This window comes from Enterobacter sp. BNK-14 (assembly GCF_047456095.1).
In the GTDB taxonomy this organism is placed as follows: domain Bacteria; phylum Pseudomonadota; class Gammaproteobacteria; order Enterobacterales; family Enterobacteriaceae; genus Enterobacter; species Enterobacter kobei.
Window position 1 is genome coordinate 4,105,503 of sequence record NZ_CP179897.1, and the last position, 21,838, is coordinate 4,127,340.

Below are 21,838 nucleotides of genomic sequence, written 5' to 3' on the forward strand. Positions count from 1 at the left end.
CAGTGCGCAATCCGCAGATTGCGCACTGAGAAGATTAATGCAGGATTTTGGCGAGGAAATCTTTCGCACGTTCGGATTTCGGGTTCGCGAAGAACTCTTCTTTCGGCGAGTCTTCCACGATCTTCCCTTCGTCCATAAAGATGACGCGGTTGGCCACTTTACGGGCGAAGCCCATTTCGTGCGTCACCACCATCATGGTCATCCCTTCGTGCGCCAGCTCGACCATAACGTCGAGCACTTCGTTAATCATCTCTGGATCGAGTGCCGATGTTGGCTCATCAAACAGCATTGCCACCGGATCCATACACAGCGCGCGGGCGATCGCGACACGCTGCTGCTGACCACCCGAAAGCTGCGCCGGGAACTTATCGGCATGTGCAGAAAGCCCAACGCGCTCCAGAAGCTTAAGGCCTTTCTCACGCGATGCTTTTTTATCGCGCTTAAGCACTTTCACCTGCGCCAGCGTCAGGTTCTCGATGATGGAGAGGTGAGGGAACAGCTCAAAGTGCTGGAACACCATACCAACGTGAGAGCGAAGCTGGGCAAGGTTGGTTTTTTTGTCGTTCACTTTGGTGCCGTTAACAACAATTTCGCCCTGCTGCACAGGTTCCAGACCATTAACGGTTTTGATCAGCGTGGACTTACCGGAACCGGACGGGCCGCACACTACCACCACGTCGCCTTTTTTCACTTCCGTGGAGCAGTCGGTCAGCACCTGAAAGTGCCCATACCATTTAGAAACATTTTTCAGGGAAATCATTATACCGTCCTTTTCTTCAGCCAGCTGACCAACAGCGACGCGCTTAAACTAATCACAAAATAGACCGCGCCCGCGAAGAGCACCATCTCGACCTGCGTACCATCACGTTCACCGATGGTTGACGCGGTACGGAAGAAGTCTGCCAGACTCAGGACATACACCAGCGAGGTATCCTGGAACAGCACAATGCCCTGGGTCAGCAGGAGCGGAACCATGGCGCGAAACGCCTGCGGCAGAATAATCAGCTGCATGGACTGCCAGTGCGTCATCCCCAGCGCCAGTGCGGCGCTGGATTGTCCACGGGAGATACTCTGGATGCCCGCGCGGATAATCTCTGAGTAGTAAGCGGCCTCAAACATCGAGAACGCCACCATCGCCGAGATCAGGCGGATATCGGTTTTTGGTGACAGCCCCAGGACGTTTTGCAGAAAGCCGGGAACAATCAGGTAAAACCACAGCAGCACCATCACCAGCGGGATGGAGCGGAAAACGTTAACGTAGGCGGTCGCAAACCAGGCGAGCGGCTTAAAGCTCGACAGGCGCATCACCGCCAGCAGGGTGCCCCAGACGATACCAATGATGATGGCAATAACGGTGATTTTTAAGGTAATCACCAGGCCATCCAGCAGGTAAGGTAAGGAAGGAACGATAGAACTCCAGTCAAATTCGTACATTATTTGCCCCCCAGATTGCCCGGCAGGCGTAATTTGCGTTCAACCAGGTTCATCACCAGCATGATGAAAGCGTTAATCAGAACATACGCGAGCGTGATCGCGGTGAAGGATTCCCACGCGTGAGCGGAGTAATCCAGCAGCTTGCCCGCCTGGGCCGCCATATCGACCAGGCCGATAGTGGAGGCGATGGCCGAGTTTTTCACCAGGTTCATCATCTCCGAGGTCATCGGTGGCACGATAACGCGGTAGGCATTAGGCAGCAGCACGTAGCGGTAGGTTTGCGGCAGGGTCAGACCCATCGCCAGACCCGCATTTTTTTGTCCGCGGGGTAATGACTGAATGGCGGCACGCACCTGCTCACAAACGCGCGCAGCGGTAAACAGCCCCAGACACATCATGGAGGAGACAAAGAACTGCACATTTGGATCCAGCTCCGACTTGAACCACATGCCAATATTTTCCGGCAGCAGTTCCGGGATAACCAGATACCAGGTAAAGAATTGCACGATGAGCGGAACGTTACGGAACAGTTCCACATAGAGAGTGCCCAGTGTTGAAAGAAAACGGTTAGGGACGGTGCGCAGAATACCGAACAGCGAACCGACAAGAAACGCGATAATCCACGCTGTTATCGATAGTGCCACGGTGACCTGGAAGCCGCTCCACAGCCAGCCAAGATAGGTGGTGTTGCCGAACGGGGCTTGTTGCAGGAATATGCCCCAGTTCCAGTCTATTGACATAATAAACTCCAGAAAAAAAAGGGTAGCAGCGCTACCCTCGAAGATTGGTGAGAAGCTCATTTTTCGCGCTGAGTGGGGAACGACCACTCAACGTATAGTCTGTCCATGCTTCCCGACAATCGAGAGGGCAGGAGATCCCGCCCCTGTTGTTCTAATTAGTTAAGAGCCTTGTCATTTGGAGATTTGAACAGCGCTTTCATGTCATCAGACAGTTCAAAGTTCATGTTGAGATTTTTTGGTGGAATCGGGTTCTTGAACCATTTGTCGAACCATTTTTCCGCTTCGCCGGAAGTCTGTACCTGGGCGATAGTGTCATCGATCAGCTTCTTGAACTGCGGATCGTCTTTACGCAGCATGCAGCCGTAAGCTTCTTTTGACTGCGCGGTGCCGACGATGTCCCAGTTGTCTGGTTTCTTCGCTTTCGCACGCTCACCCGCCAGCAGGGCGTCATCCATCATAAACGCGACGGCACGGCCACTTTCCAGGGTACGGAAGGAGTCGCCATGGTCTTTCGCGCTGATGATGCGCATATCCATTTTCTTCTCGTCGTTCAGCTTGTGCAGCAGCACTTCTGAGGTGGTACCGGACGTTACGACGACCGCTTTGCCTTTCAGGTCAGCAAAATCTTTGATATCACCGCCTTTCTTCGTCAGCAGACGGGTGCCCACGACGAAGATGGTGTCAGAGAAAGCGGCCTGTTTCTGGCGCTCGAGGTTGTTGGTGGTAGAGCCACACTCAAAATCAAAGGTGCCGTTTTGCAGCAGTGGAATACGGTTCTGTGAAGTGATTGGGATCAGCTTCACCTGCAGGTCAGGTTTGTTCAGCTTTTTCTTCACAGCTTCAACGATGGCGTTGGAGTAATCCTGTGAATAGCCCACGACTTTTTGCGTGTTGTCGTAGTAAGAGAACGGGACGGAAGATTCACGGTGGCCGACCACGATGACGCCGTTTTTGGCAATCTTGTCGAGAGTACTGCCTGCTGCCGGAGCATCTTCAGCGTGAACCACGCCGGCAGACATTCCCATAACCAGCATTGCTGTGGCCAGTTTACGTAATTGCATACCCAACTCCTTTCTTATCAGCGCCAGTGACGCATTGATACCCATTGTGATGTTGTTATATCTCGCGCGATGCGAGTGCAGTGTTATGCAAGCTTGTTAACATTTAGTCTGGCTTAATGTAAAGATTTTGCTGCGTTATTGTTTATTTTTGCGAAGCGCGCCGCACCATTCAGAGGCAAATATCTCCCGTTGCACCGTTTCGGTGCTACCGATGATCTACGCTGGTGCGACAAGGTTGCACGTTAAGCCAAACTGCGTTTGCGTGAATATACAAAGCAACAGGCGTGCCAGATTTGGCACTGGAAGGAATTTGTCGGGTGGCGGCTACGCCTTACCCGACCTACGGGAGTCAAAATGTAGGCCGGGTAAGCGTTAGCGCCACCCGGCAACAGAAGGTAAGATTAGCGACGACGCTGACGCAGGCTCATCAGCACGGCACCGAAACCGAACAGCGCGGTCAGGATCCACAGCGGCCAGTTACCGGTGCGTGCATACGGCGTCAGGCCGGTGGTTGGTGTGACTTTTGTGGTCAACACCTCACGGGTGAACTGCGGGATCATGGCCTGGATTTCACCCTGTGGACCAATCACGGCGGTGATGCCGTTGTTGGTGCTGCGCAGCAATGGGCGAGCCAGCTCCAGAGAACGCATACGCGCCATCTGGAAATGCTGCCACGGGCCGATAGATTTACCGAACCACGCATCGTTGGAGATGGTCAGCAGGTAGTCGGTATCCGGGCGGAAGTTATCGCGAACCTGCTCGCCGAGAATGATTTCGTAGCAGATGGCCGCCGTCAGGGCAAGGCCGTGCGCATGCAGCTGGGGCTGTACGTACGGGCCACGGCTGAAGGAGGACATCGGCAGATCAAAGAACGGAGCCAGCGGGCGCAGAATCGACTCCAGCGGAACAAATTCACCAAACGGCACCAGGTGGTTCTTGTTGTACCGATCCGTGGAGTTGTAGCTGTATTCGCTGTCTTTGCCGAGCGTAATGATGGTGTTGTAGGTGTCATAACGGTTCTGCTGATTCAGACGCGCATCGACAATCCCGGTAATCAGCGTGCTGCCGCGAGCCAGCAGCAAGTCGTTCATCATGTTCAGGAACGGCTGCTGATTGATCTCCAGATCGGGAATGGCGGATTCCGGCCAGATGATCAGCTGCGATTTACCCATCACCTCTTCGGTGGCGTTGGCGTAGATCTTCAGCGTGTTCAGCAGCTCTTTTTCATCCCACTTCATAGATTGCGGGATATTTCCCTGCACCATAGAAACCTGCATGGTGCGCTCAGGCTCAGGCGTGAACCACTGGATATACCGCAGCGGGAAGGGCAGTGCAAACAGCACCAGCGCCACGGCCAGCGGTTTCCAGCAACGCGTGACCAGCGCCAGGATCAGCAGGCCGCTCACCACCATCAGCAGGAAGTTGATTGCCTCAACGCCCATGACCGGGGCCAGGCCTTTCAGCGGGCCATCAATCTGGCTGTAGCCGAACTGCAGCCACGGGAAGCCGGTCAGCACCCAACCGCGCAGGAATTCGGTGATCTGCCAGACCACCGGCGCGGCAATGGCGACGCGCAGCCAGGTGGTTTTAGGCCACAGGCGGGAAAGGATCCCTGCGAACAGACCGGTATACAGTGAGAGATATGCCGCGAGCAGGACGACCAGGAAGACGTTAACCGGGCCCGGCATACCGCCAAACTGGGCGATGCTGACGTAGACCCAGTTAATGCCGGAGCCAAAGAGCCCCAGTCCCCAGAAGTAACCGATGGCGGCAGCCTGTACCGGACGTCGGTTCAGGGTCAGACCCTGAAGCCCCATCAGGGAGAGAATAGCCGCAGGCCAGATATCGTAAGGAGAAAAAGCCAGCGTACCGCTGGCTCCGAGTAACAGCGCCAGCAGCAAACGGACGCGCTGGCGTTCAAGTAATGGGGCAAATGCCATTTACATTAATCTTCCAGTTTTGGCACCGGTGAGTCGTCCGGCGTTCTGACATGAACCTGTATAATACGGCGGCTGTCGGCCATTGCCACTTTGAACTGGTAACCGTCGATGTCAACGGTTTCACCGCGCGCCGGAAGGTGGCCAAAGGCCTGCATCACCAGCCCGCCAATGGTATCGACCTCTTCATCACTGAAGTGAGTGCCGAAAGCGTCGTTGAAGTCCTCAATCGAGGCCAGCGCGCGCACGGTCCAGGTGTGGCGGCTGAGCTGACGGAAGTCGATATCTTCCTCTTCGTCATACTCATCTTCGATTTCACCCACGATCAGCTCAAGAATATCCTCGATCGTGACCAGTCCGGAAACGCCGCCAAATTCATCAATAACAATCGCCATGTGGTAACGCTGAGAGCGAAACTCTTTCAGCATCCGGTCCACACGTTTACTTTCCGGCACAACCACGGCCTGGCGTAACACTTTTTCCATGCTGAAGGCTTCGGCATCGCTGCGCATAAACGGCAGCAGATCTTTCGCCATCAAAATCCCTTCGATGTGATCTTTATCTTCGCTGATGACCGGGAAACGCGAGTGGGCGGATTCGATGATCACATCGAGGCACTCGTCCAGGGTCTGGTTACGTTTCAGGGTGATCATCTGCGAGCGGGGGATCATGATATCGCGAACACGCTGGTCAGCAATGTCCATCACCCCTTCGAGCATTTCGCGCGTATCTTCGTCGATAAGGTCGTTTTGCCCGGAATCACGAATCAGCTCCAGCAGTTCATCACGGTTCTTGGGTTCGCCGTGGAAAAGCTGGTTCAGAATGAGGGAGAAAAATCCCTTTTTAGTGTTTGTCGTGTCGCTACTGTGTGAATTGTCGTCGCTCATGGCGTTTGTTAAGGGTTCTCTTGTTAGTTCAACATTTACCGCCACGCGAATTCCCTGCGCGGCGGCATAGTCGTCAGTAAGTTAACTGACTATTCTTTCTCGGCAATGTACGGATCCTCATAGCCCAGAGCAAGCATTATCTCTGTCTCGAGGGACTCCATCTCTTCCGCTTCGTCATCTTCAATATGATCGTAGCCAAGCAGATGCAGGCTGCCATGCACCACCATATGCGCCCAGTGGGCTTCCAGCGGCTTTTGCTGCTCTTTGGCTTCCTGTTCAACCACCTGACGGCAGATGATCAGATCCCCTAGCAGCGGCATCTCGATACCCGGCGGGGCTTCGAACGGGAAAGAGAGCACGTTGGTTGGCTTATCTTTCCCACGGTAAGTCAGGTTAAGCTCATGGCTTTCTGCCTCATCCACCAGGCGAATCGTCACTTCTGATTCTTCCTGAAACTGGGGGATAACGGCATCCAGCCATTTCTGAAACTGTGCCTCATCTGGCATACCGGAATTGTCTTCACAGGCCAGCTGTAAATCGAGGATCACCTGACTCATTTCTGTTCTTGCTCCTGCGCGTCGCGCTTACGTTCTGCGGCCAGTTCGGCCCTGCGTTTTTGATCCGCCTCTTCCCAGGCTTCATAGGCGTTAACGATGCGCGCAACCACCGGATGGCGTACCACGTCTTCACTGTGGAAGAAGTTAAAGCTGATTTCATCGACTTCGGCCAGCACTTCAATGGCGTGGCGCAGGCCCGATTTGGTGCTGCGCGGCAGGTCGATCTGGGTAACGTCACCGGTGATGACCGCTTTCGAGTTAAAGCCAATACGCGTCAGGAACATCTTCATCTGTTCGATGGTGGTGTTCTGGCTTTCATCAAGAATGATGAACGCGTCGTTTAACGTGCGACCACGCATGTAGGCGAGTGGGGCCACTTCAATCACGTTACGCTCAATCAGCTTTTCGACCTTCTCAAAGCCGAGCATCTCGAACAGCGCATCGTATAAAGGACGCAGATACGGGTCGACCTTCTGACTCAGGTCGCCCGGCAGGAAGCCCAGTTTTTCACCCGCTTCCACCGCCGGACGGGTCAGCAGGATACGGCGGATTTCCTGACGTTCAAGCGCATCCACCGCCGCGGCAACGGCCAGATAGGTTTTACCCGTACCCGCCGGCCCCACGCCGAAGGTGATGTCGTGGTCGAGAATATTGGCGATGTACTGCGCCTGGTTTGGCGTACGCGGCTTAATGACGCCACGCTTGGTCTTGATGTTGATGGCCTTACCGTAGTCCGGCACACTTTCCGCGCTCTGCTCAAGCACGCGCGCCTCTTTAATGGCGAGGTGAATTTGTTCCGGTTCGATATCCTGAATTTCGCCGCGCATCGGGGCGGTATCGACATACAGGCTGCGCAGGATATCTGCAGCCGCATTGACGCAGATAGGGCGTCCGGTAAGTTTGAAGTGATTATCGCGACGATTGATTTCGATACCCAGACGTCGCTCCAGTTGTTTGATGTTGTCATCAAACGGTCCGCACAGGCTCAGCAGGCGAGCGTTGTCTGCGGGCGTTAGGCTGATTTCACGCGTATCTATGTTCAAACTGTTCCTCTTTGATTGGTTAGCTGACCCGCTGCCACCCGGCGTAATAAAACGGTCATTACCGAAATTATTCACGCCATAGAATAAAGGCGCAAGCATTGCAGATGATATTGGGGACGATGAGAGGAAATACAAGGCCTGCCGAAGCGGCAGGCCCGAAGGATTAAGGCTGGTAAATCCCCACGCCAGAATCGTTTTCTTTGCGGGTACGCGAAATGACGGATTCCGGTGACTCGGCAATACGCAGGCCCATTTCGTCTTCAGTGCGGACCACTTTCGCACGCAGTGAGTTGGTGAGCACTTCGACAATCTCAACGTCCACAAATTTACCGATCATGTCCGGGGTGCCTTCAAAATTCACCACGCGGTTGTTTTCTGTACGACCGGAGAGTTCCATAATGCTCTTGCGCGAGGTGCCTTCTACCAGTATGCGCTGGACGGTGCCGAGCATACGGCGGCTCCAGGCGTTGGCCTGCTGGTTGATGCGCTCCTGCAGAATATACAGACGCTGCTTTTTCTCTTCTTCCGGCACATCGTCAACCATATCGGCCGCAGGGGTTCCAGGACGCGCGGAGAAGATGAAGCTGTAGCTGACGTCAAAATTCACTTCACCAATGAGCTTCATGGTGCGCTCGAAGTCATCCGCGGTTTCACCAGGGAAGCCGACAATAAAGTCGGAGCTTATCTGGATATCCGGACGCGCTTCACGCAGCTTACGGATGGTGGATTTGTACTCCAGAACCGTATGCGGACGGCCCATCAGGTTCAGAACGCGGTCAGAGCCGCACTGAATCGGCAGATGCAGGAAGCTCACCAGCTCTGGCGTATCGCGATAGACATCAATGATGTCATCGGTGAATTCCATCGGATGGCTGGTGGTAAAGCGAATACGGTCGATACCGTCAATCGCGGCCACCAGGCGCAGCAGTTCAGCAAAGGTGCCGGTGGTGCCGTCGTAGTTTTCCCCACGCCAGGCGTTAACGTTCTGGCCCAGCAGGTTCACTTCGCGAACGCCCTGCGCGGCAAGCTGCGCGATTTCAAACAGAATATCGTCTGCCGGGCGGCTGACTTCTTCGCCACGGGTGTAAGGCACCACACAGTAAGTGCAGTATTTGTTGCAGCCTTCCATGATGGAAACGAAAGCGGTCGGGCCATCTGCGCGCGGTTCTGGCAGACGGTCAAATTTCTCGATCTCCGGGAAGCTGACGTCAACGACCGGGCTTCGATTACCGCGAACCTGGTTGATCATCTCCGGCAGGCGGTGCAAGGTCTGCGGGCCAAAGACGATATCCACATAGGGGGCTCTCTGACGGATCAGCTTACCTTCCTGCGACGCAACGCAACCGCCCACGCCGATGATCAGGTCCGGATTTTTTCGTTTGAGAAGTTTCCAGCGGCCTAACACGTGGAAGACTTTTTCCTGCGCTTTTTCACGAATTGAACAGGTGTTCAGCAGCAACACGTCGGCTTCTTTCGGATTTTCAGTCAGCTGGTATCCGTGGGTGGTGTCCAGCAGATCGGCCATCTTGGATGAATCGTATTCGTTCATCTGACAGCCCCAGGTTTTTATATGGAGTTTTTTAGTCATCGACTTGCTCAGCTCAGGATTGCAAGCCGCGTATTGTAATGCTTTGGTGGGGTTGTGACCAGTATGAAGGTTATGTGTCTCAGGACCGCAAAAATCCGGTAAACTTAAGGGATTCTCCAATAAGGAAAAATGACCATGACACTCCAACACACCGAAGTTGCCGTTGTCGGCGGCGGTATGGTCGGCGGCGCACTGGCGCTGGGGCTGGCGCAGCAGGGATTTGAGGTAACGGTAATTGAACAGGCTGCACCGCCGGCATTCGATCCCGCCAGCAAGCCGGATGTGCGCATTTCTGCTATCAGCGCGGCGTCGGTCGATCTGCTGCGCGGTCTGGGCGTCTGGGAAACGGTGCAGGCGATGCGTGCGCATCCCTACAGCCGTCTTGAAACCTGGGAGTGGGAAAATGCCCACGTTGCGTTTGATGCTGCGGAGCTGAAGCTGCCGCGCCTGGGCTACATGGTGGAAAACAATGTGCTCCAGCTGGCGCTCTGGCAGGCCCTGGAGGCGCACCCGAAGGTGACGCTGCGTATTCCTGCGTCACTTAAGGCACTTCATACTCACGAAAACGGCTATTTGCTGATGCTCGACAGCGGTGATGAGCTGGCTGTGAAGCTGGTCGTCGGGGCGGATGGTGCCAATTCTCAGGTCAGACAGATGGCAGGTATTGGGGTACATGCCTGGCAGTATGAGCAGTCTTGTATGCTGATTACCGTCCAGTGTGAGAATTCGCCGGGTGAGAGCACCTGGCAGCACTTTACGCCGAATGGCCCGCATGCCTTTTTACCGCTATTTGATCATTGGGCGTCACTGGTGTGGTACGACAAACCGGCGCGCATTCGCCAGCTACAAGGGCTTTCAATGGAACAACTGCAGCGCGAGATCCTGCTGCACTTCCCGAGTCGTCTGGGGCATATCACGCCAGTCGCCGCTGGCGCATTCCCGCTCACGCGACGTCACGCTTTGCAGTATGCCCGTGACGGGCTGGCGCTGGTGGGGGATGCGGCACACACCATAAACCCGCTGGCCGGGCAGGGGGTAAATCTTGGGTATCGTGACGTTGACGCATTACTGGACGTTTTAAGTCATGCGCGCGGGCATGCGGAAGCGTGGTCCAGCCATCAGGTACTGAAGCGTTACCAGACGCGACGTATGGCGGATAATTTTATTATGCAGTCGGGAATGGATCTGTTCTATGCCGGGTTCAGCAATGACTTAGCGCCAGTACGTATTCTGCGTAACATTGGCCTCATGGCGGCGGAACGTGCCGGTGGGTTGAAACGTCAGGCCCTGAAATACGCTCTCGGACTTTAATCGCTGCTTCGACTATTCCCTCGCCCCTTTGGGGAGAGGGGTAGGGTGAGGGGGCATCAGGCCGCACAAACAACAAAAACAAAAAAGCCCGCAGAGCGGGCTTATTTGTTTTTAAGTGGCTGGGGTGCAGGGATTCGAACCCCGGAATGCTGGTATCAGAAACCAGAGCCTTACCGCTTGGCGACACCCCAATTGCGTTAAACAAACTGCTTAACGACTTTTTAAATTGGCTGGGGTACGAGGATTCGAACCTCGGAATGCCGGAATCAGAATCCGGTGCCTTACCGCTTGGCGATACCCCAACAATTTGTCTTGATTACCGAAAAATCGACAATCTTAATTTGGTGGCTACGACGGGATTCGAACCTGTGACCCCATCATTATGAGTGATGTGCTCTAACCAACTGAGCTACGTAGCCAGTACTGCAATCTTCGATGGCTGGGGTACCTGGATTCGAACCAGGGAATGCCGGTATCAAAAACCGGTGCCTTACCGCTTGGCGATACCCCAATACCGCGGAGAACCGCAAAATCGAAGAAATATGGCTGGGGTACCTGGATTCGAACCAGGGAATGCCGGTATCAAAAACCGGTGCCTTACCGCTTGGCGATACCCCATCCGTGCAACGCTTACCTGGGAATGGTGCGGGAGGCGAGACTTGAACTCGCACACCTTGCGGCGCCAGAACCTAAATCTGGTGCGTCTACCAATTTCGCCACTCCCGCAAAAAAGATGGTGGCTACGACGGGATTCGAACCTGTGACCCCATCATTATGAGTGATGTGCTCTAACCAACTGAGCTACGTAGCCATCTTTTTTCGCGTTACCTTATCGGCGTTGCGGGGCGCATTATGCGTATAGACCCTTGCAGCGTCAACACCTTTTTCAACGAAAATAGCCGGAATGTGACTGTTTGGTTAGGTTGCGAACAGCGTGACCGAATATTCGGCAATTATTGGTTATTAATCGTTTTTCGAGAGTGAAATGCAAGGCAAAAAAAAGGCCCCAGAGGGGCCTGATTAGAATCGTCGCGATTATTTGTAGGCAGACTGGTGAACGCCTACCGCACGGCCTGATGGATCGTTCATCGCTTTGAAAGATTCATCCCATTCAATCGCTTTGGCAGACGAGCAGGCGACGGATGGGCCACCCGGAACACACTCTGCCGCACTCGGCACCGGGAACAGCTCTTCAAAGATTTCGCGGTACAGGTACGCTTCTTTCGAGCCCGGCGTGTTGTACGGGAAGCGGAAGCTTGCCGTTTCCAGTTGCTGGTCGGAAATCTGTTTTGCTGCCACCTCTTTCAGGGTGTCGATCCAGCTATAGCCTACGCCATCAGAGAACTGCTCTTTCTGACGCCACGCCACGCTCGCGGGCAGGTATGATTCAAAACATTCGCGCAGGATATGTTTTTCCATTTTACCGTTGCCGCACATTTTGTCCTGCGGGTTGATACGCATCGCCACGTCGAGGAATTTCTTATCCAGGAACGGGACACGCGCTTCCACTCCCCATGCCGACATTGCTTTGTTGGCACGTGCACAGTCAAACATATGCAGTGCCTGCAATTTACGCACGGTCTCTTCATGCAGCTCTTTGGCGTTTGGCGCTTTATGGAAGTACAGGTAGCCGCCAAACACTTCGTCAGAACCTTCACCGGACAGCACCATCTTGATGCCCATCGCTTTAATCTTACGTGACATCAGGTACATCGGCGTTGAGGCACGAATGGTAGTAACATCATAAGTTTCAATGTGATAGATCACATCGCGGATTGCATCCAGGCCTTCCTGCACGGTGAAGTGAATTTCATGGTGCACGGTGCCCAGATGGTTTGCCACTTCCTGCGCAGCTTTCAGGTCAGGTGCCCCTTCAAGACCCACGGCAAAGGAGTGCAGCTGCGGCCACCAGGCTTCGGAGCGCTCCTGATCTTCCACGCGGCGAGCGGCGAATTTCTTGGTGATCGCGGAGATCACGGAGGAGTCCAGACCGCCGGAGAGCAGCACGCCGTAAGGTACATCTGACATCAGGTGGCTTTTCACGGAATCTTCCAGCGCCTGACGCAGCTCGGCTTTATCCGTCACGTTGTCTTTAACCGCGTCATAATCGAACCAGTCGCGCTGGTAGTACGGACGGATCTCACCGTCTTTACTCCACAGGTAGCTGCCTGCCGGGAACTCTTTAATGGTGCGGCAGACCGGTACCAGAGCTTTCATTTCAGAGGCAACATAGAAGTTGCCGTGTTCATCGTGGCCCATGTACAGCGGGATAATGCCGATATGGTCGCGGCCAATCAGATACGCGTCTTTTTCGCTATCGTACAGGGCGAAGGCAAACATACCCTGCAGGTCGTCCAGGAATTCCGGACCTTTCTCTTGATAGAGCGCCAGAATCACTTCACAGTCAGACCCGGTCTGGAAGGCGTAGCGATCGCCGTACTCGGCGCGCAGTGCCTGATGGTTATAGATTTCACCGTTAACAGCCAGCGCGTGCGTTTTTTTCTCGTTATACAGCGGCTGTGCACCGGCGTTGACGTCTACGATAGACAGACGTTCGTGAGCCAGAATCGCTTTATCACTGGCGTAAACGCCTGACCAGTCCGGGCCGCGATGGCGCATCAGGCGGGACAGTTCGAGTGCTTTTTTACGCAGTTCGCCCGCGTCAGTTTTAATATCCAGTACGCCAAAAATTGAACACATAACCTTCTCCGTTAACCCTGTTGCTTTGTAATGTTGCTTGCTTATGAAAATGCCGCAAAGGGCGAAGGGGCGCAAGAGATTTACGGGCGAAAACGGAAATAGTGCAATGGTGATTGCGGAATAGTGAAAAAAGAGTACGCCATGAACACTTTTATTGATGATTATGCAATAAAGTGCGCTTTTTGTTAGATATGGTTTTATTTGTAAGGGCTAAAAATGAAAAACCACGCCCTGAGCGTGGTTTGGTATCAGATAATGTCAATTTCATCGACGGAGGGGTAAATCCAGCTTGGTCGGAACGGCATCGAATCAATGTCATCAAGCTGCGAGACGCCGGACAGCACCAGAATGGTTTCCAGACCCGCCTGGAAGCCGGCCAGAATATCCGTACGCAGGTTATCGCCGACAATAACCGTTTCTTCTGAGTGGGCCTGCATTTTATTGAGCGCGGCGCGGATGATCCACGGGCTTGGTTTGCCGACATAGAATGGCTTGCGCCCGGAGATTTTTTCAATACCGGCACACAGCGCGCCACAGGCCGGATAAAAACCTCGACCGTGGGTATCCGGGTTGGTGGCAATGAAGCGCGCGCCGTTGGCAACGAAGAACGAGGCTTTATGCATCATCTCCCAGTTATAGGAGCGCGTTTCACCCACAATCACGAAGTCCGGATTGACATCTGTAATCGTAAAGCCCGCTTTATACAGCTCGTGGATCAGCGCGCCTTCGCCGACCACATACGCTTTTTTGCCTTCCTGACGTTTCAGAAAATCCGCCGTTGCCATCGCCGAGGTGTAAAACACACTGTCCGGGACATCGACGCCCGCCGTCGCAAAGCGGTTTGCCAGATCCTGACCGGTCTGAGAAGGGTAGTTCGTGAGAAGAACCAGAGGCATTCCTTTGTCGATGATGCGGTGAAGAAACTCCGCAGCACCTGGTACAGCAACGTTGTCGTGCATCAGCACGCCGTCGATATCACAAATTACATTCTTAATGGTCATGGACGTTCCGACATCAAAAAAAGAAGGCGTTACTATAAGGTCCGATCAACTTTCCAGCAAATGCTGCAGCAGAATACCGTTGAGCATGGCGCGTTTCACCAGCGCAAAAGCGCCAATTGCCGAGCGATGGTCAAGTTTTGAACGAACCACAGGAAGATTCTGGCGGAATGCTTTTAGCGCCTGGGTGTTAATACAGCCTTCAATCGCGGGGAGCAGCACCTTTTCCGCTTCAACAATTTCTCCGGCTATCACCACTTTCTGTGGGTTAAACAGGTTAATGGCGATGGCGATGGTTTTCCCCAGATGGCGCCCAACCTGCTCGATCACCTCACAGGCCAGTGCATCGCCTTTATTGGCGGCTTTGCAGATGGTGCCTATCTTGCAATCAGCCAGCGTGACGCGACTCTGGTAACCTTGTTCAAGCAGATGGCGAACGCGCTGCTCAATGGCCGTGTTGGCGGCAATGGTTTCAAGGCAGCCGAAGTTACCGCAGTGGCAGCGTTCGCCCAGCGGCTCGACCTGAATGTGGCCGATCTCGCCGACGTTACCGTTGCGACCAATAAAAATCCGACCGTTAGAAATAATACCTGCGCCTGTCCCGCGGTGGACACGCACCAGAATAGAGTCTTCGCAGTCCTGACTCGCACCAAAATAGTGCTCTGCCAGTGCCAGAGAACGAATATCGTGGCCGACAAAACAGGTCACTTTGAAGCGTTTTTCCAGCGCATCGACCAGCGCCCAGTTTTCCACCTGAATGTGCGGCATGTAGCGAATCACGCCGCTTTCCGGGTCGACCAGTCCGGGTAAAATCACTGAAATTGCAATGAGCTCGCGGATCTTACGCTGACAGCTCTCAATAAAGTGCGCGATGGTATTCAGCAGCGCGTGCTCCAGCGTCTCCTGGGTGCGCTCGGGAAGGGGATAGTGCTCTTCCGCAATTGCTTTACTGCTCAGATCGTAGAGCGTGAGCGTGGTGTCATGACGGCCGAGCCGAACGCCAATCGCCTGAAAATTGCGGGTTTCAGTAATAATGGATATAGCGCGGCGGCCCCCGGTAGAGGCCTGCTGATCGACTTCTTTGATCAAACCGCGCTCAATAAGCTGGCGGGTAATTTTTGTCACGCTGGCGGGAGCAAGCTGGCTTTGTTCGGCTATCTGAATTCGAGAGATTGGCCCGTGTTGGTCAATCAGGCGATATACCGCCGCACTGTTAAGTTGTTTAACGAGATCGACATTACCGATTTGAGCTTGTCCGCCTGGTGTCATACTTTTACTTACTCAGTGACGACCTCGTTACCATTAACGATGGTCTTAATAATTTTATAATCGTGTGTGAATGCCGTCAGGTTTGCAACCATACCCGGTGCAATTCCGCCAAGCTGTTTATCCACGCCGATTGCGCGAGCCGGATAAAGGGTAGCCATACGCAGGACTTCATCAAGCGCAATCCCACAGTGCTCAACCAGGTTACGCACCCCTTCAATCATGGTTAAAGAGGAACCGCTCAGCGTACCGTTTTCATCCACACACAGTCCATTGCGGTAGTATATTGTTTTACCGGCAAAAATGAACTGCTCAATATTTGCACCTGCTGGTGCAGTGGCATCGGTAACCAGGCAAAGCTTGTCACCTTTCAGGCGCTTGGCATTACGAATGTTGGTGTAATCCACGTGCATACCATCAGCAATAATGCCGCAGTAGACGTCTGGCTCGTCCAGAATCGCCCCGACCAGACCCGGTTCGCGACCGGTGATATAAGGCATGGCGTTGTAAAGGTGCGTGGCGAAGGTAATGCCCGCGCGGAAGCCCGCTTTGGCTTCTTTCAGCGTGGCGTTTGAGTGTCCTGCTGAAACCACAATCCCGGCGGCAGCCAGTTTGCTGATCACGTCAGTGCCGGTCATCTCTGGTGCCAGCGTCACTTTAGCGATCACATCGGCGTTCGCACACATGTAGTCGACCAGTTCAGCGTCAGGCTTGCGCACGTAATCCGGGTTATGAGTGCCTTTCTTCACGATATTCAGCCATGGCCCTTCCAGGTGCAGACCGAGCGCCTGATTAGGGTGTTTGGCGAGGTATTCGCGCATCACGCGGATACCCTGTTTCATCAGGTCATCACTGCTGGTGATGAGCGTTGGCAGATAGCTGGTGCAGCCCGATTTCTCGTTGGCTTTCTGCATGATTTCCAGCGTTTCAACCGTCACCGCCTCGCCAGTGTCATTGAATTGCACACCGCCGCAGCCGTTCAGCTGTACGTCGATGAAACCGGGGGAGATTACTGCTCCATTGAGTGAGCGCTGTTCAATCCCTGGCGGCAGTTCTGCCAGCGGACAAACACGTTCAATCAGGCCATTGGCGATAACAATCGCATGGTCATCCAGAATTTCGTGGCCGGTATAAATCCGACCGTGGGTTAAAGCGTACATAACGACCCCCGGTTAAAAAAAGCGGCCGCCTCTTAGAGAAGAGGCGGTTAATCAATTACAGACCTTTGATGTTCTCGGCTTCTAACTCGTTGAAGTATTTCAGCGTTTTCACTTTCAGCTCCATCGTGGACGGTTCGTCGCAGACGATGACTGATTTTGGATGCAGCTGCAGGCAGCTGATGGTCCACATGTGGTTAACGTTGCCTTCAACGGCAGCCTGGAGTGCCTGCGCTTTCACGCCACCCAGCACCAGAATCATCACTTCTTCGGCATCCAGCAGGGTGCCTACGCCAACGGTCAGGGCGTATTTTGGAACCTGGTTCACATCACCGTCAAAGAAGCGGGAGTTTGCCACGCGGGTGTCATGGGTCAGCGTTTTAATACGCGTGCGGGAAGCCAGGGACGATGCCGGCTCGTTAAACGCGATATGACCATCGTTGCCCACGCCGCCCATAAACAGGTGGATTTTACCGTAAGAACGGATTTTTTCTTCGTACTGACGGCATTCTGCGTCAATATCAGGCGCATTTCCATTCAGCAGGTTAATATTTTCCGCTGGGATATCAACGTGATCAAAGAAATTCCGGTGCATAAAGCTATGGTAGCTTTCCGGGTGGTCTTTTGGCAGGCCGACATATTCATCCATATTGAAGGTCACAACATGTTTGAAGCTAACCTGGCCCGCTTTGTGCATTTCAACCAGGGCTTTATACGCCGTCAGCGGAGTACCGCCGGTTGGCAGGCCAAGAACGAAAGGACGATCGGCGGTAGGCTTGAAGGCATTAATGCGGTTAACGATATGGCGAGCGGCCCATTTACCGACTTGTTCAGCAGTTGCCAGGGGAATCAGTCTCATTGTTCACCTCAAGAGTTAAAGTAGAAGAGTGGGCGGATGGCTACCGGAACCTGATACTTAAGCGTAACCTGGAACCTTTCAGGCTGGATCAATCCGTCTTGATTTTTTGAATGATAAAATAAGTTTTCGCTGTTAGCCAGTGAAAGGGAGGGCTTAATACGATATTTGGTGACAAAAATCACAAAAAATGGGTGTTTAATTTGCGATACGAATTAATTTTTCACACACTCACACTGCCAGTGAATTATCGACGGTACTTATCGTTAGCAACACAATAAAAACATAGTTAATGCGCGAGCCTGGAAAGGGTCTCGTAGGGGGAATAGGATGAATATTTTAGGTTTTTTCCAGCGCCTCGGTAGGGCTTTGCAGCTCCCTATCGCCGTGCTACCGGTTGCAGCACTGCTGCTGCGATTCGGGCAACCCGATCTTCTCAACGTGCCGTTTATCGCCCAGGCTGGCGGCGCAATCTTTGACAACCTGGCGCTGATTTTCGCCATCGGCGTTGCTTCCAGCTGGTCTAAAGACAGTGCGGGGGCCGCAGCGCTGGCAGGGGCGGTCGGTTACTTCATCCTGACGAAAGCGATGGTAACGATTAACCCGGAAATCAACATGGGCGTACTGGCGGGTATCATTACCGGTCTGGTCGGCGGTGCGGTATATAACCGCTGGGCAAACATCAAGCTGCCAGACTTCCTCAGCTTCTTTGGTGGCAAACGCTTCGTGCCAATCGCGACCGGCTTCTTCTGTCTGGTTCTGGCCGCGATCTTTGGCTACGTTTGGCCGCCAGTGCAGCATGCTATCCATGCGGGCGGCGAGTGGATCGTCTCTGCGGGTGCGATGGGTGCGGGCATCTTCGGCTTCATTAACCGTCTGTTGATCCCAACCGGTCTGCATCAGGTTCTGAACACCATCGCCTGGTTCCAGATTGGTGAGTTTACCAATGCGGCGGGTACCGTTTTCCACGGCGACATTAACCGCTTCTACGCGGGTGATGGCACCGCGGGCATGTTTATGTCCGGCTTCTTCCCAATCATGATGTTTGGTCTGCCGGGCGCTGCGCTGGCCATGTACCTGGCTGCGCCGAAAGCGCGTCGTCCAATGGTCGGCGGTATGCTGCTGTCAGTCGCCATTACCGCATTCCTGACCGGTGTGACCGAGCCTCTGGAATTCCTGTTCATGTTCCTGGCTCCGCTGCTGTACCTGATGCACGCGGTGTTAACCGGTATCAGCCTGTTCGTGGCGACTCTGCTGGGCATCCATGCGGGCTTCTCCTTCTCTGCAGGCGCGATCGACTACGTGCTGATGTACAACCTGCCAGCGGCAAGCAAGAACGTCTGGATGCTGGTGGTGATGGGGGCGGCCTTCTTCGTTATCTACTTCGTTCTGTTCAGCGCGGTTATTCGTATGTTTAACCTCAAAACGCCGGGCCGCGAAGATACCACTGATGACGTCGTGACCAGTGAAGCCAACAGCAATACCGAAGAAGGTTTAACTCAGCTGGCAACCAGCTACATTGCCGCAGTCGGCGGTACCGACAACCTGAAAGCCATTGATGCCTGTATTACCCGTCTGCGTCTGACCGTGGGTGACTCCGCTCGCGTAAGCGATGCAATGTGTAAACGCCTTGGCGCATCTGGCGTCGTTAAACTAAACAAACAAACTATCCAGGTTATCGTGGGCGCCAAAGCGGAATCCATCGGTGACGAAATGAAGAAAGTGGTTGCGCGTGGCCCGGTCGCAGCGGCAGCAGCTGACAGCGCACCTGCGGCAACGGCGACTCCGGCCGCGAAGCCACAGGCTGTGCCTAACGCCGTGACGGTGGCGGCTCTGGTCTCTCCGGTAACGGGTGAGGTCGTTGACCTTGAACAAGTGCCTGACGAAGCGTTCGCCAGTAAAGCGGTAGGCGACGGCGTGGCGGTGAAACCAACGGACAAAACCGTCGTCTCTCCTGCTGCGGGTACTATCGTGAAGATTTTCAACACCAACCACGCGTTCTGCCTCGAAACCGAAAATGGCGCGGAGATTGTTGTCCACATGGGCATCGATACCGTTGCGCTGGAAGGTAAAGGCTTTACTCGTCTGGTGGAAGAGGGCGCTGAAGTGGTGGCCGGGCAGCCGGTTCTGGAGATGGATCTGGACTTCCTGAACGCTAATGCACGCTCCATGATCAGTCCGGTTGTTTGCAGCAACATCGACGACTTCAGTGGCCTGGTTATTCAGGCAAAAGGTCAGGTGGTTGCAGGTCAAACGCCACTGTATGAGATTAAAGGCAAGTAATCGCTCCTGAGTAGAGTCATGCCTTAAGCGGCGGGGGATATCCTCCGCCGCTTTTTTTTGCAGCAAATGCCCCCATTATTTTCATCTGATACGTATTTTCCGTAACTAAGGGTTGTCACTACGTCCGGCTTATAAGATCATATGCCGTTATACGTTGTTTACGCTTTGAGGAATCCACGATGAGTGAGGCTGAAGCCCGCCCGAGTAACTTTATTCGTCAGATCATCGATGAAGATCTGGCCAGTGGTAAGCACACCACGGTGCATACCCGCTTCCCGCCGGAGCCGAACGGCTACCTGCATATTGGTCATGCGAAATCCATCTGCCTGAACTTTGGCATTGCGCAAGACTATCAGGGGCAGTGCAACCTGCGTTTCGATGACACCAACCCAGTAAAAGAAGACATCGAATACGTTGAGTCCATCAAGAACGACGTGCAATGGCTGGGCTTCAACTGGTCTGGCGATATCTGCTACTCCTCTGACTATTTTGATCAGCTGTACGCTTACGCGGTTGAGCTGATCAACAAAGGTCTGGCGTACGTCGATGAACTGTCCGCGGATGAAATCCGTGAATACCGCGGTACGCTGACGCAGCCTGGCAAAAACAGTCCGTTCCGCGATCGCAGCGTGGAAGAGAACCTGGCGCTGTTTGAAAAAATGCGTGCGGGTGGTTTTGAAGAAGGCAAAGCCTGTCTGCGTGCCAAAATCGACATGGCTTCTCCGTTCATCGTGATGCGCGATCCGGTGCTGTACCGCATTAAGTTTGCTGAACACCACCAGACCGGTAACAAGTGGTGCATCTACCCGATGTACGACTTCACCCACTGCATCAGCGATGCGCTGGAAGGCATTACCCACTCGCTGTGTACGCTTGAGTTCCAGGACAACCGTCGCCTGTACGACTGGGTGCTGGATAACATCACCATCCCTGTGCATCCGCGTCAGTACGAGTTCTCTCGTCTGAATCTGGAATACACCGTGATGTCCAAGCGTAAGCTGAACCTGCTGGTGACTGACAAGCACGTTGAGGGCTGGGACGACCCGCGTATGCCGACCATTTCTGGTCTGCGTCGTCGTGGCTACACCGCTGCTTCTATTCGTGAGTTCTGCAAGCGCATCGGCGTGACCAAGCAGGACAACACCATTGAAATGGCGTCGCTGGAGTCCTGCATTCGTGAAGACCTCAACGAAAATGCCCCGCGCGCGATGGCAGTTATCGACCCGGTAAAACTGGTTATCGAAAACTATCCTCAGGGTGCGAGTGAGCTGGTTGCCATGCCTAACCATCCGAACAAACCGGAAATGGGAAGCCGTGACGTACCGTTCAGCGGTGAAATCTGGATCGACCGCGCTGACTTCCGTGAAGAAGCCAACAAGCAGTACAAGCGTCTGGTGCTGGGTAAAGAAGTCCGTCTGCGTAACGCCTACGTGATCAAAGCCGAGCGCGTAGAGAAAGATGCAGAAGGGAATATCACCACCATCTTCTGTTCATACGATGCCGAAACGCTGAGCAAAGATCCTGCCGATGGTCGCAAGGTGAAAGGCGTTATCCACTGGGTAAGCGCTTCTCACGCGCTGCCGGTAGAAATCCGTCTGTACGATCGTCTTTTCAGCGTGCCTAACCCGGGTGCGGCGGAAGACTTCCTGGCGACGATCAACCCGGAATCTCTGGTGATCAAACAGGGTTATGCTGAGCCATCGCTGAAAACAGCTGAAGCAGGTAAAGCGTTCCAGTTCGAGCGTGAAGGTTACTTCTGCCTGGACAGCCGTTACAGCACTGCGGAAAAACCGGTATTTAACCGTACCGTCGGTCTGCGTGACACCTGGACCAAGATCGGCGAATAATAACGCTGCTCTGGTCAATGAGAAACAAACGCCGCTTATTGCGGCGTTTTTTTTATTAATGATCATATCGTTAAAGTGGCGTTGTAAAAATGTCCGCCGTTATTTTTGGTCAATGTGGTGCTACTTATTTTTTTAAAAAAAGTTTGTCTGTTTTTGAAAATGGCAAATTTCGC

General features: G+C 53.8%; 17 protein-coding genes and 7 tRNA genes. 3 read left to right on the top strand and 21 right to left on the bottom strand.

The annotated features are described in order from the left end of the window. Positions 1 to 34: 34 nt before the first annotated feature. The 9 genes from ACMGGM_RS19450 to miaB all read right to left on the bottom strand — a co-directional run bounded on the left by ACMGGM_RS19450 (position 35) and on the right by miaB (position 9,247). On the bottom strand, positions 35 to 760 hold the full coding sequence (locus tag ACMGGM_RS19450) for an amino acid ABC transporter ATP-binding protein (protein ID WP_014883001.1): 726 nt from the start codon (positions 758 to 760) through the stop codon (positions 35 to 37). After that, positions 760 to 1,434 (bottom strand): glutamate/aspartate ABC transporter permease GltK, encoded by a 675-nt coding sequence (gltK, locus tag ACMGGM_RS19455; protein ID WP_032637193.1) that lies wholly within the window; start codon positions 1,432 to 1,434, stop codon positions 760 to 762. Before gltK ends, ACMGGM_RS19450 begins: the two co-directional genes overlap by 1 nt. Further along, positions 1,434 to 2,174 carry an amino acid ABC transporter permease gene (locus ACMGGM_RS19460; protein ID WP_045134264.1) on the bottom strand — a complete coding sequence of 247 codons (741 nt, stop codon included), beginning with the start codon at positions 2,172 to 2,174 and terminating at the stop codon, positions 1,434 to 1,436. Before ACMGGM_RS19460 ends, gltK begins: the two co-directional genes overlap by 1 nt. A gap of 155 nt (positions 2,175 to 2,329) precedes the next feature. Further along, positions 2,330 to 3,235: an amino acid ABC transporter substrate-binding protein gene (locus tag ACMGGM_RS19465; protein WP_014883004.1), complete on the bottom strand. Its 906-nt coding sequence runs from the start codon at positions 3,233 to 3,235 to the stop codon at positions 2,330 to 2,332. A 401-nt stretch (positions 3,236 to 3,636) separates the two neighbouring features. Beyond that, positions 3,637 to 5,175, bottom strand: a complete 1,539-nt coding sequence (gene lnt / locus ACMGGM_RS19470; protein WP_014883005.1) for an apolipoprotein N-acyltransferase — start codon at positions 5,173 to 5,175, stop codon at positions 3,637 to 3,639. Positions 5,176 to 5,180: 5 nt separating this feature from the next. Then, positions 5,181 to 6,059 (bottom strand): CNNM family magnesium/cobalt transport protein CorC, encoded by an 879-nt coding sequence (gene corC, locus ACMGGM_RS19475; RefSeq protein WP_014883006.1) that lies wholly within the window; start codon positions 6,057 to 6,059, stop codon positions 5,181 to 5,183. 89 nt (positions 6,060 to 6,148) lie between these two features. Continuing rightward, positions 6,149 to 6,616: an rRNA maturation RNase YbeY gene (gene ybeY / locus ACMGGM_RS19480; protein WP_008501052.1), complete on the bottom strand. Its 468-nt coding sequence runs from the start codon at positions 6,614 to 6,616 to the stop codon at positions 6,149 to 6,151. Then, a complete protein-coding gene (locus tag ACMGGM_RS19485; RefSeq protein WP_014883007.1) occupies positions 6,613 to 7,659 on the bottom strand; it encodes a PhoH family protein in 1,047 nt (348 codons plus the stop codon). The genes ybeY and ACMGGM_RS19485 overlap by 4 nt, the downstream gene beginning before the upstream one ends. Before the next feature lie 163 nt (positions 7,660 to 7,822). Beyond that, on the bottom strand, positions 7,823 to 9,247 hold the full coding sequence (miaB, locus tag ACMGGM_RS19490; RefSeq protein ID WP_014883008.1) for a tRNA (N6-isopentenyl adenosine(37)-C2)-methylthiotransferase MiaB: 1,425 nt from the start codon (positions 9,245 to 9,247) through the stop codon (positions 7,823 to 7,825). A gap of 135 nt (positions 9,248 to 9,382) precedes the next feature. On the opposite strand from miaB, the gene ubiF reads away from it, so the two are divergent. Then, positions 9,383 to 10,558: a 3-demethoxyubiquinol 3-hydroxylase gene (ubiF, locus tag ACMGGM_RS19495; RefSeq protein ID WP_063614037.1), complete on the top strand. Its 1,176-nt coding sequence runs from the start codon at positions 9,383 to 9,385 to the stop codon at positions 10,556 to 10,558. Positions 10,559 to 10,674: 116 nt separating this feature from the next. Here ubiF and ACMGGM_RS19500 read toward each other — a convergent pair. From ACMGGM_RS19500 to nagB, 12 genes are all read right to left on the bottom strand, one after another. Next, positions 10,675 to 10,749 (bottom strand) — tRNA-Gln (locus ACMGGM_RS19500). 36 nt (positions 10,750 to 10,785) lie between these two features. Then, positions 10,786 to 10,860 (bottom strand) — tRNA-Gln (locus tag ACMGGM_RS19505). 40 nt (positions 10,861 to 10,900) lie between these two features. Then, positions 10,901 to 10,977 (bottom strand) — tRNA-Met (locus tag ACMGGM_RS19510). 17 nt (positions 10,978 to 10,994) lie between these two features. Continuing rightward, positions 10,995 to 11,069 (bottom strand) — tRNA-Gln (locus tag ACMGGM_RS19515). Between the two features lie 32 nt (positions 11,070 to 11,101). Continuing rightward, positions 11,102 to 11,176 (bottom strand) — tRNA-Gln (locus ACMGGM_RS19520). A 23-nt stretch (positions 11,177 to 11,199) separates the two neighbouring features. After that, positions 11,200 to 11,284, bottom strand: a tRNA-Leu gene (locus ACMGGM_RS19525). A gap of 8 nt (positions 11,285 to 11,292) precedes the next feature. Further along, a tRNA-Met gene (locus tag ACMGGM_RS19530) sits at positions 11,293 to 11,369 on the bottom strand. A gap of 224 nt (positions 11,370 to 11,593) precedes the next feature. Next, positions 11,594 to 13,258, bottom strand: a complete 1,665-nt coding sequence (gene asnB / locus ACMGGM_RS19535; RefSeq protein WP_014883010.1) for an asparagine synthase B — start codon at positions 13,256 to 13,258, stop codon at positions 11,594 to 11,596. A gap of 248 nt (positions 13,259 to 13,506) precedes the next feature. Further along, on the bottom strand, positions 13,507 to 14,259 hold the full coding sequence (nagD, locus tag ACMGGM_RS19540; RefSeq protein ID WP_008501057.1) for a ribonucleotide monophosphatase NagD: 753 nt from the start codon (positions 14,257 to 14,259) through the stop codon (positions 13,507 to 13,509). Between the two features lie 45 nt (positions 14,260 to 14,304). After that, positions 14,305 to 15,525 (bottom strand): DNA-binding transcriptional regulator NagC, encoded by a 1,221-nt coding sequence (gene nagC, locus ACMGGM_RS19545; protein ID WP_014883011.1) that lies wholly within the window; start codon positions 15,523 to 15,525, stop codon positions 14,305 to 14,307. A gap of 8 nt (positions 15,526 to 15,533) precedes the next feature. Next, positions 15,534 to 16,682, bottom strand: a complete 1,149-nt coding sequence (gene nagA, locus ACMGGM_RS19550) for an N-acetylglucosamine-6-phosphate deacetylase (RefSeq protein ID WP_045134262.1) — start codon at positions 16,680 to 16,682, stop codon at positions 15,534 to 15,536. 55 nt (positions 16,683 to 16,737) lie between these two features. Next, positions 16,738 to 17,538, bottom strand: coding sequence for a glucosamine-6-phosphate deaminase (nagB, locus tag ACMGGM_RS19555; protein ID WP_008501061.1), 801 nt, complete (start codon positions 17,536 to 17,538; stop codon positions 16,738 to 16,740). 327 nt (positions 17,539 to 17,865) lie between these two features. Here nagB and nagE point away from each other — a divergent pair, with 327 nt between their 5' ends. Then, complete coding sequence (nagE, locus tag ACMGGM_RS19560) at positions 17,866 to 19,818, top strand: PTS N-acetyl glucosamine transporter subunit IIABC (protein ID WP_045134261.1); 1,953 nt, start codon at positions 17,866 to 17,868, stop codon at positions 19,816 to 19,818. A gap of 179 nt (positions 19,819 to 19,997) precedes the next feature. Then, complete coding sequence (glnS, locus tag ACMGGM_RS19565; RefSeq protein ID WP_023332403.1) at positions 19,998 to 21,665, top strand: glutamine--tRNA ligase; 1,668 nt, start codon at positions 19,998 to 20,000, stop codon at positions 21,663 to 21,665. Positions 21,666 to 21,838: the final 173 nt, after the last annotated feature.

Bases quoted from the DNA above. Each gene is read 5' to 3' on its own strand.
- ACMGGM_RS19450 (WP_014883001.1), bottom strand. From the start codon at position 760: ATGATTTCCCTGAAAAATGTTTCTAAATGGTATGGGCACTTTCAGGTG.
- gltK (WP_032637193.1), bottom strand. From the start codon at position 1,434: ATGTACGAATTTGACTGGAGTTCTATCGTTCCTTCCTTACCTTACCTG.
- ACMGGM_RS19460 (WP_045134264.1), bottom strand. From the start codon at position 2,174: ATGTCAATAGACTGGAACTGGGGCATATTCCTGCAACAAGCCCCGTTC.
- ACMGGM_RS19465 (WP_014883004.1), bottom strand. From the start codon at position 3,235: ATGCAATTACGTAAACTGGCCACAGCAATGCTGGTTATGGGAATGTCT.
- lnt (WP_014883005.1), bottom strand. From the start codon at position 5,175: ATGGCATTTGCCCCATTACTTGAACGCCAGCGCGTCCGTTTGCTGCTG.
- corC (WP_014883006.1), bottom strand. From the start codon at position 6,059: ATGAGCGACGACAATTCACACAGTAGCGACACGACAAACACTAAAAAG.
- ybeY (WP_008501052.1), bottom strand. From the start codon at position 6,616: ATGAGTCAGGTGATCCTCGATTTACAGCTGGCCTGTGAAGACAATTCC.
- miaB (WP_014883008.1), bottom strand. From the start codon at position 9,247: ATGACTAAAAAACTCCATATAAAAACCTGGGGCTGTCAGATGAACGAA.
- ubiF (WP_063614037.1), top strand. From the start codon at position 9,383: ATGACACTCCAACACACCGAAGTTGCCGTTGTCGGCGGCGGTATGGTC.
- asnB (WP_014883010.1), bottom strand. From the start codon at position 13,258: ATGTGTTCAATTTTTGGCGTACTGGATATTAAAACTGACGCGGGCGAA.
- nagD (WP_008501057.1), bottom strand. From the start codon at position 14,259: ATGACCATTAAGAATGTAATTTGTGATATCGACGGCGTGCTGATGCAC.
- nagC (WP_014883011.1), bottom strand. From the start codon at position 15,525: ATGACACCAGGCGGACAAGCTCAAATCGGTAATGTCGATCTCGTTAAA.
- nagA (WP_045134262.1), bottom strand. From the start codon at position 16,682: ATGTACGCTTTAACCCACGGTCGGATTTATACCGGCCACGAAATTCTG.
- nagB (WP_008501061.1), bottom strand. From the start codon at position 17,538: ATGAGACTGATTCCCCTGGCAACTGCTGAACAAGTCGGTAAATGGGCC.
- nagE (WP_045134261.1), top strand. From the start codon at position 17,866: ATGAATATTTTAGGTTTTTTCCAGCGCCTCGGTAGGGCTTTGCAGCTC.
- glnS (WP_023332403.1), top strand. From the start codon at position 19,998: ATGAGTGAGGCTGAAGCCCGCCCGAGTAACTTTATTCGTCAGATCATC.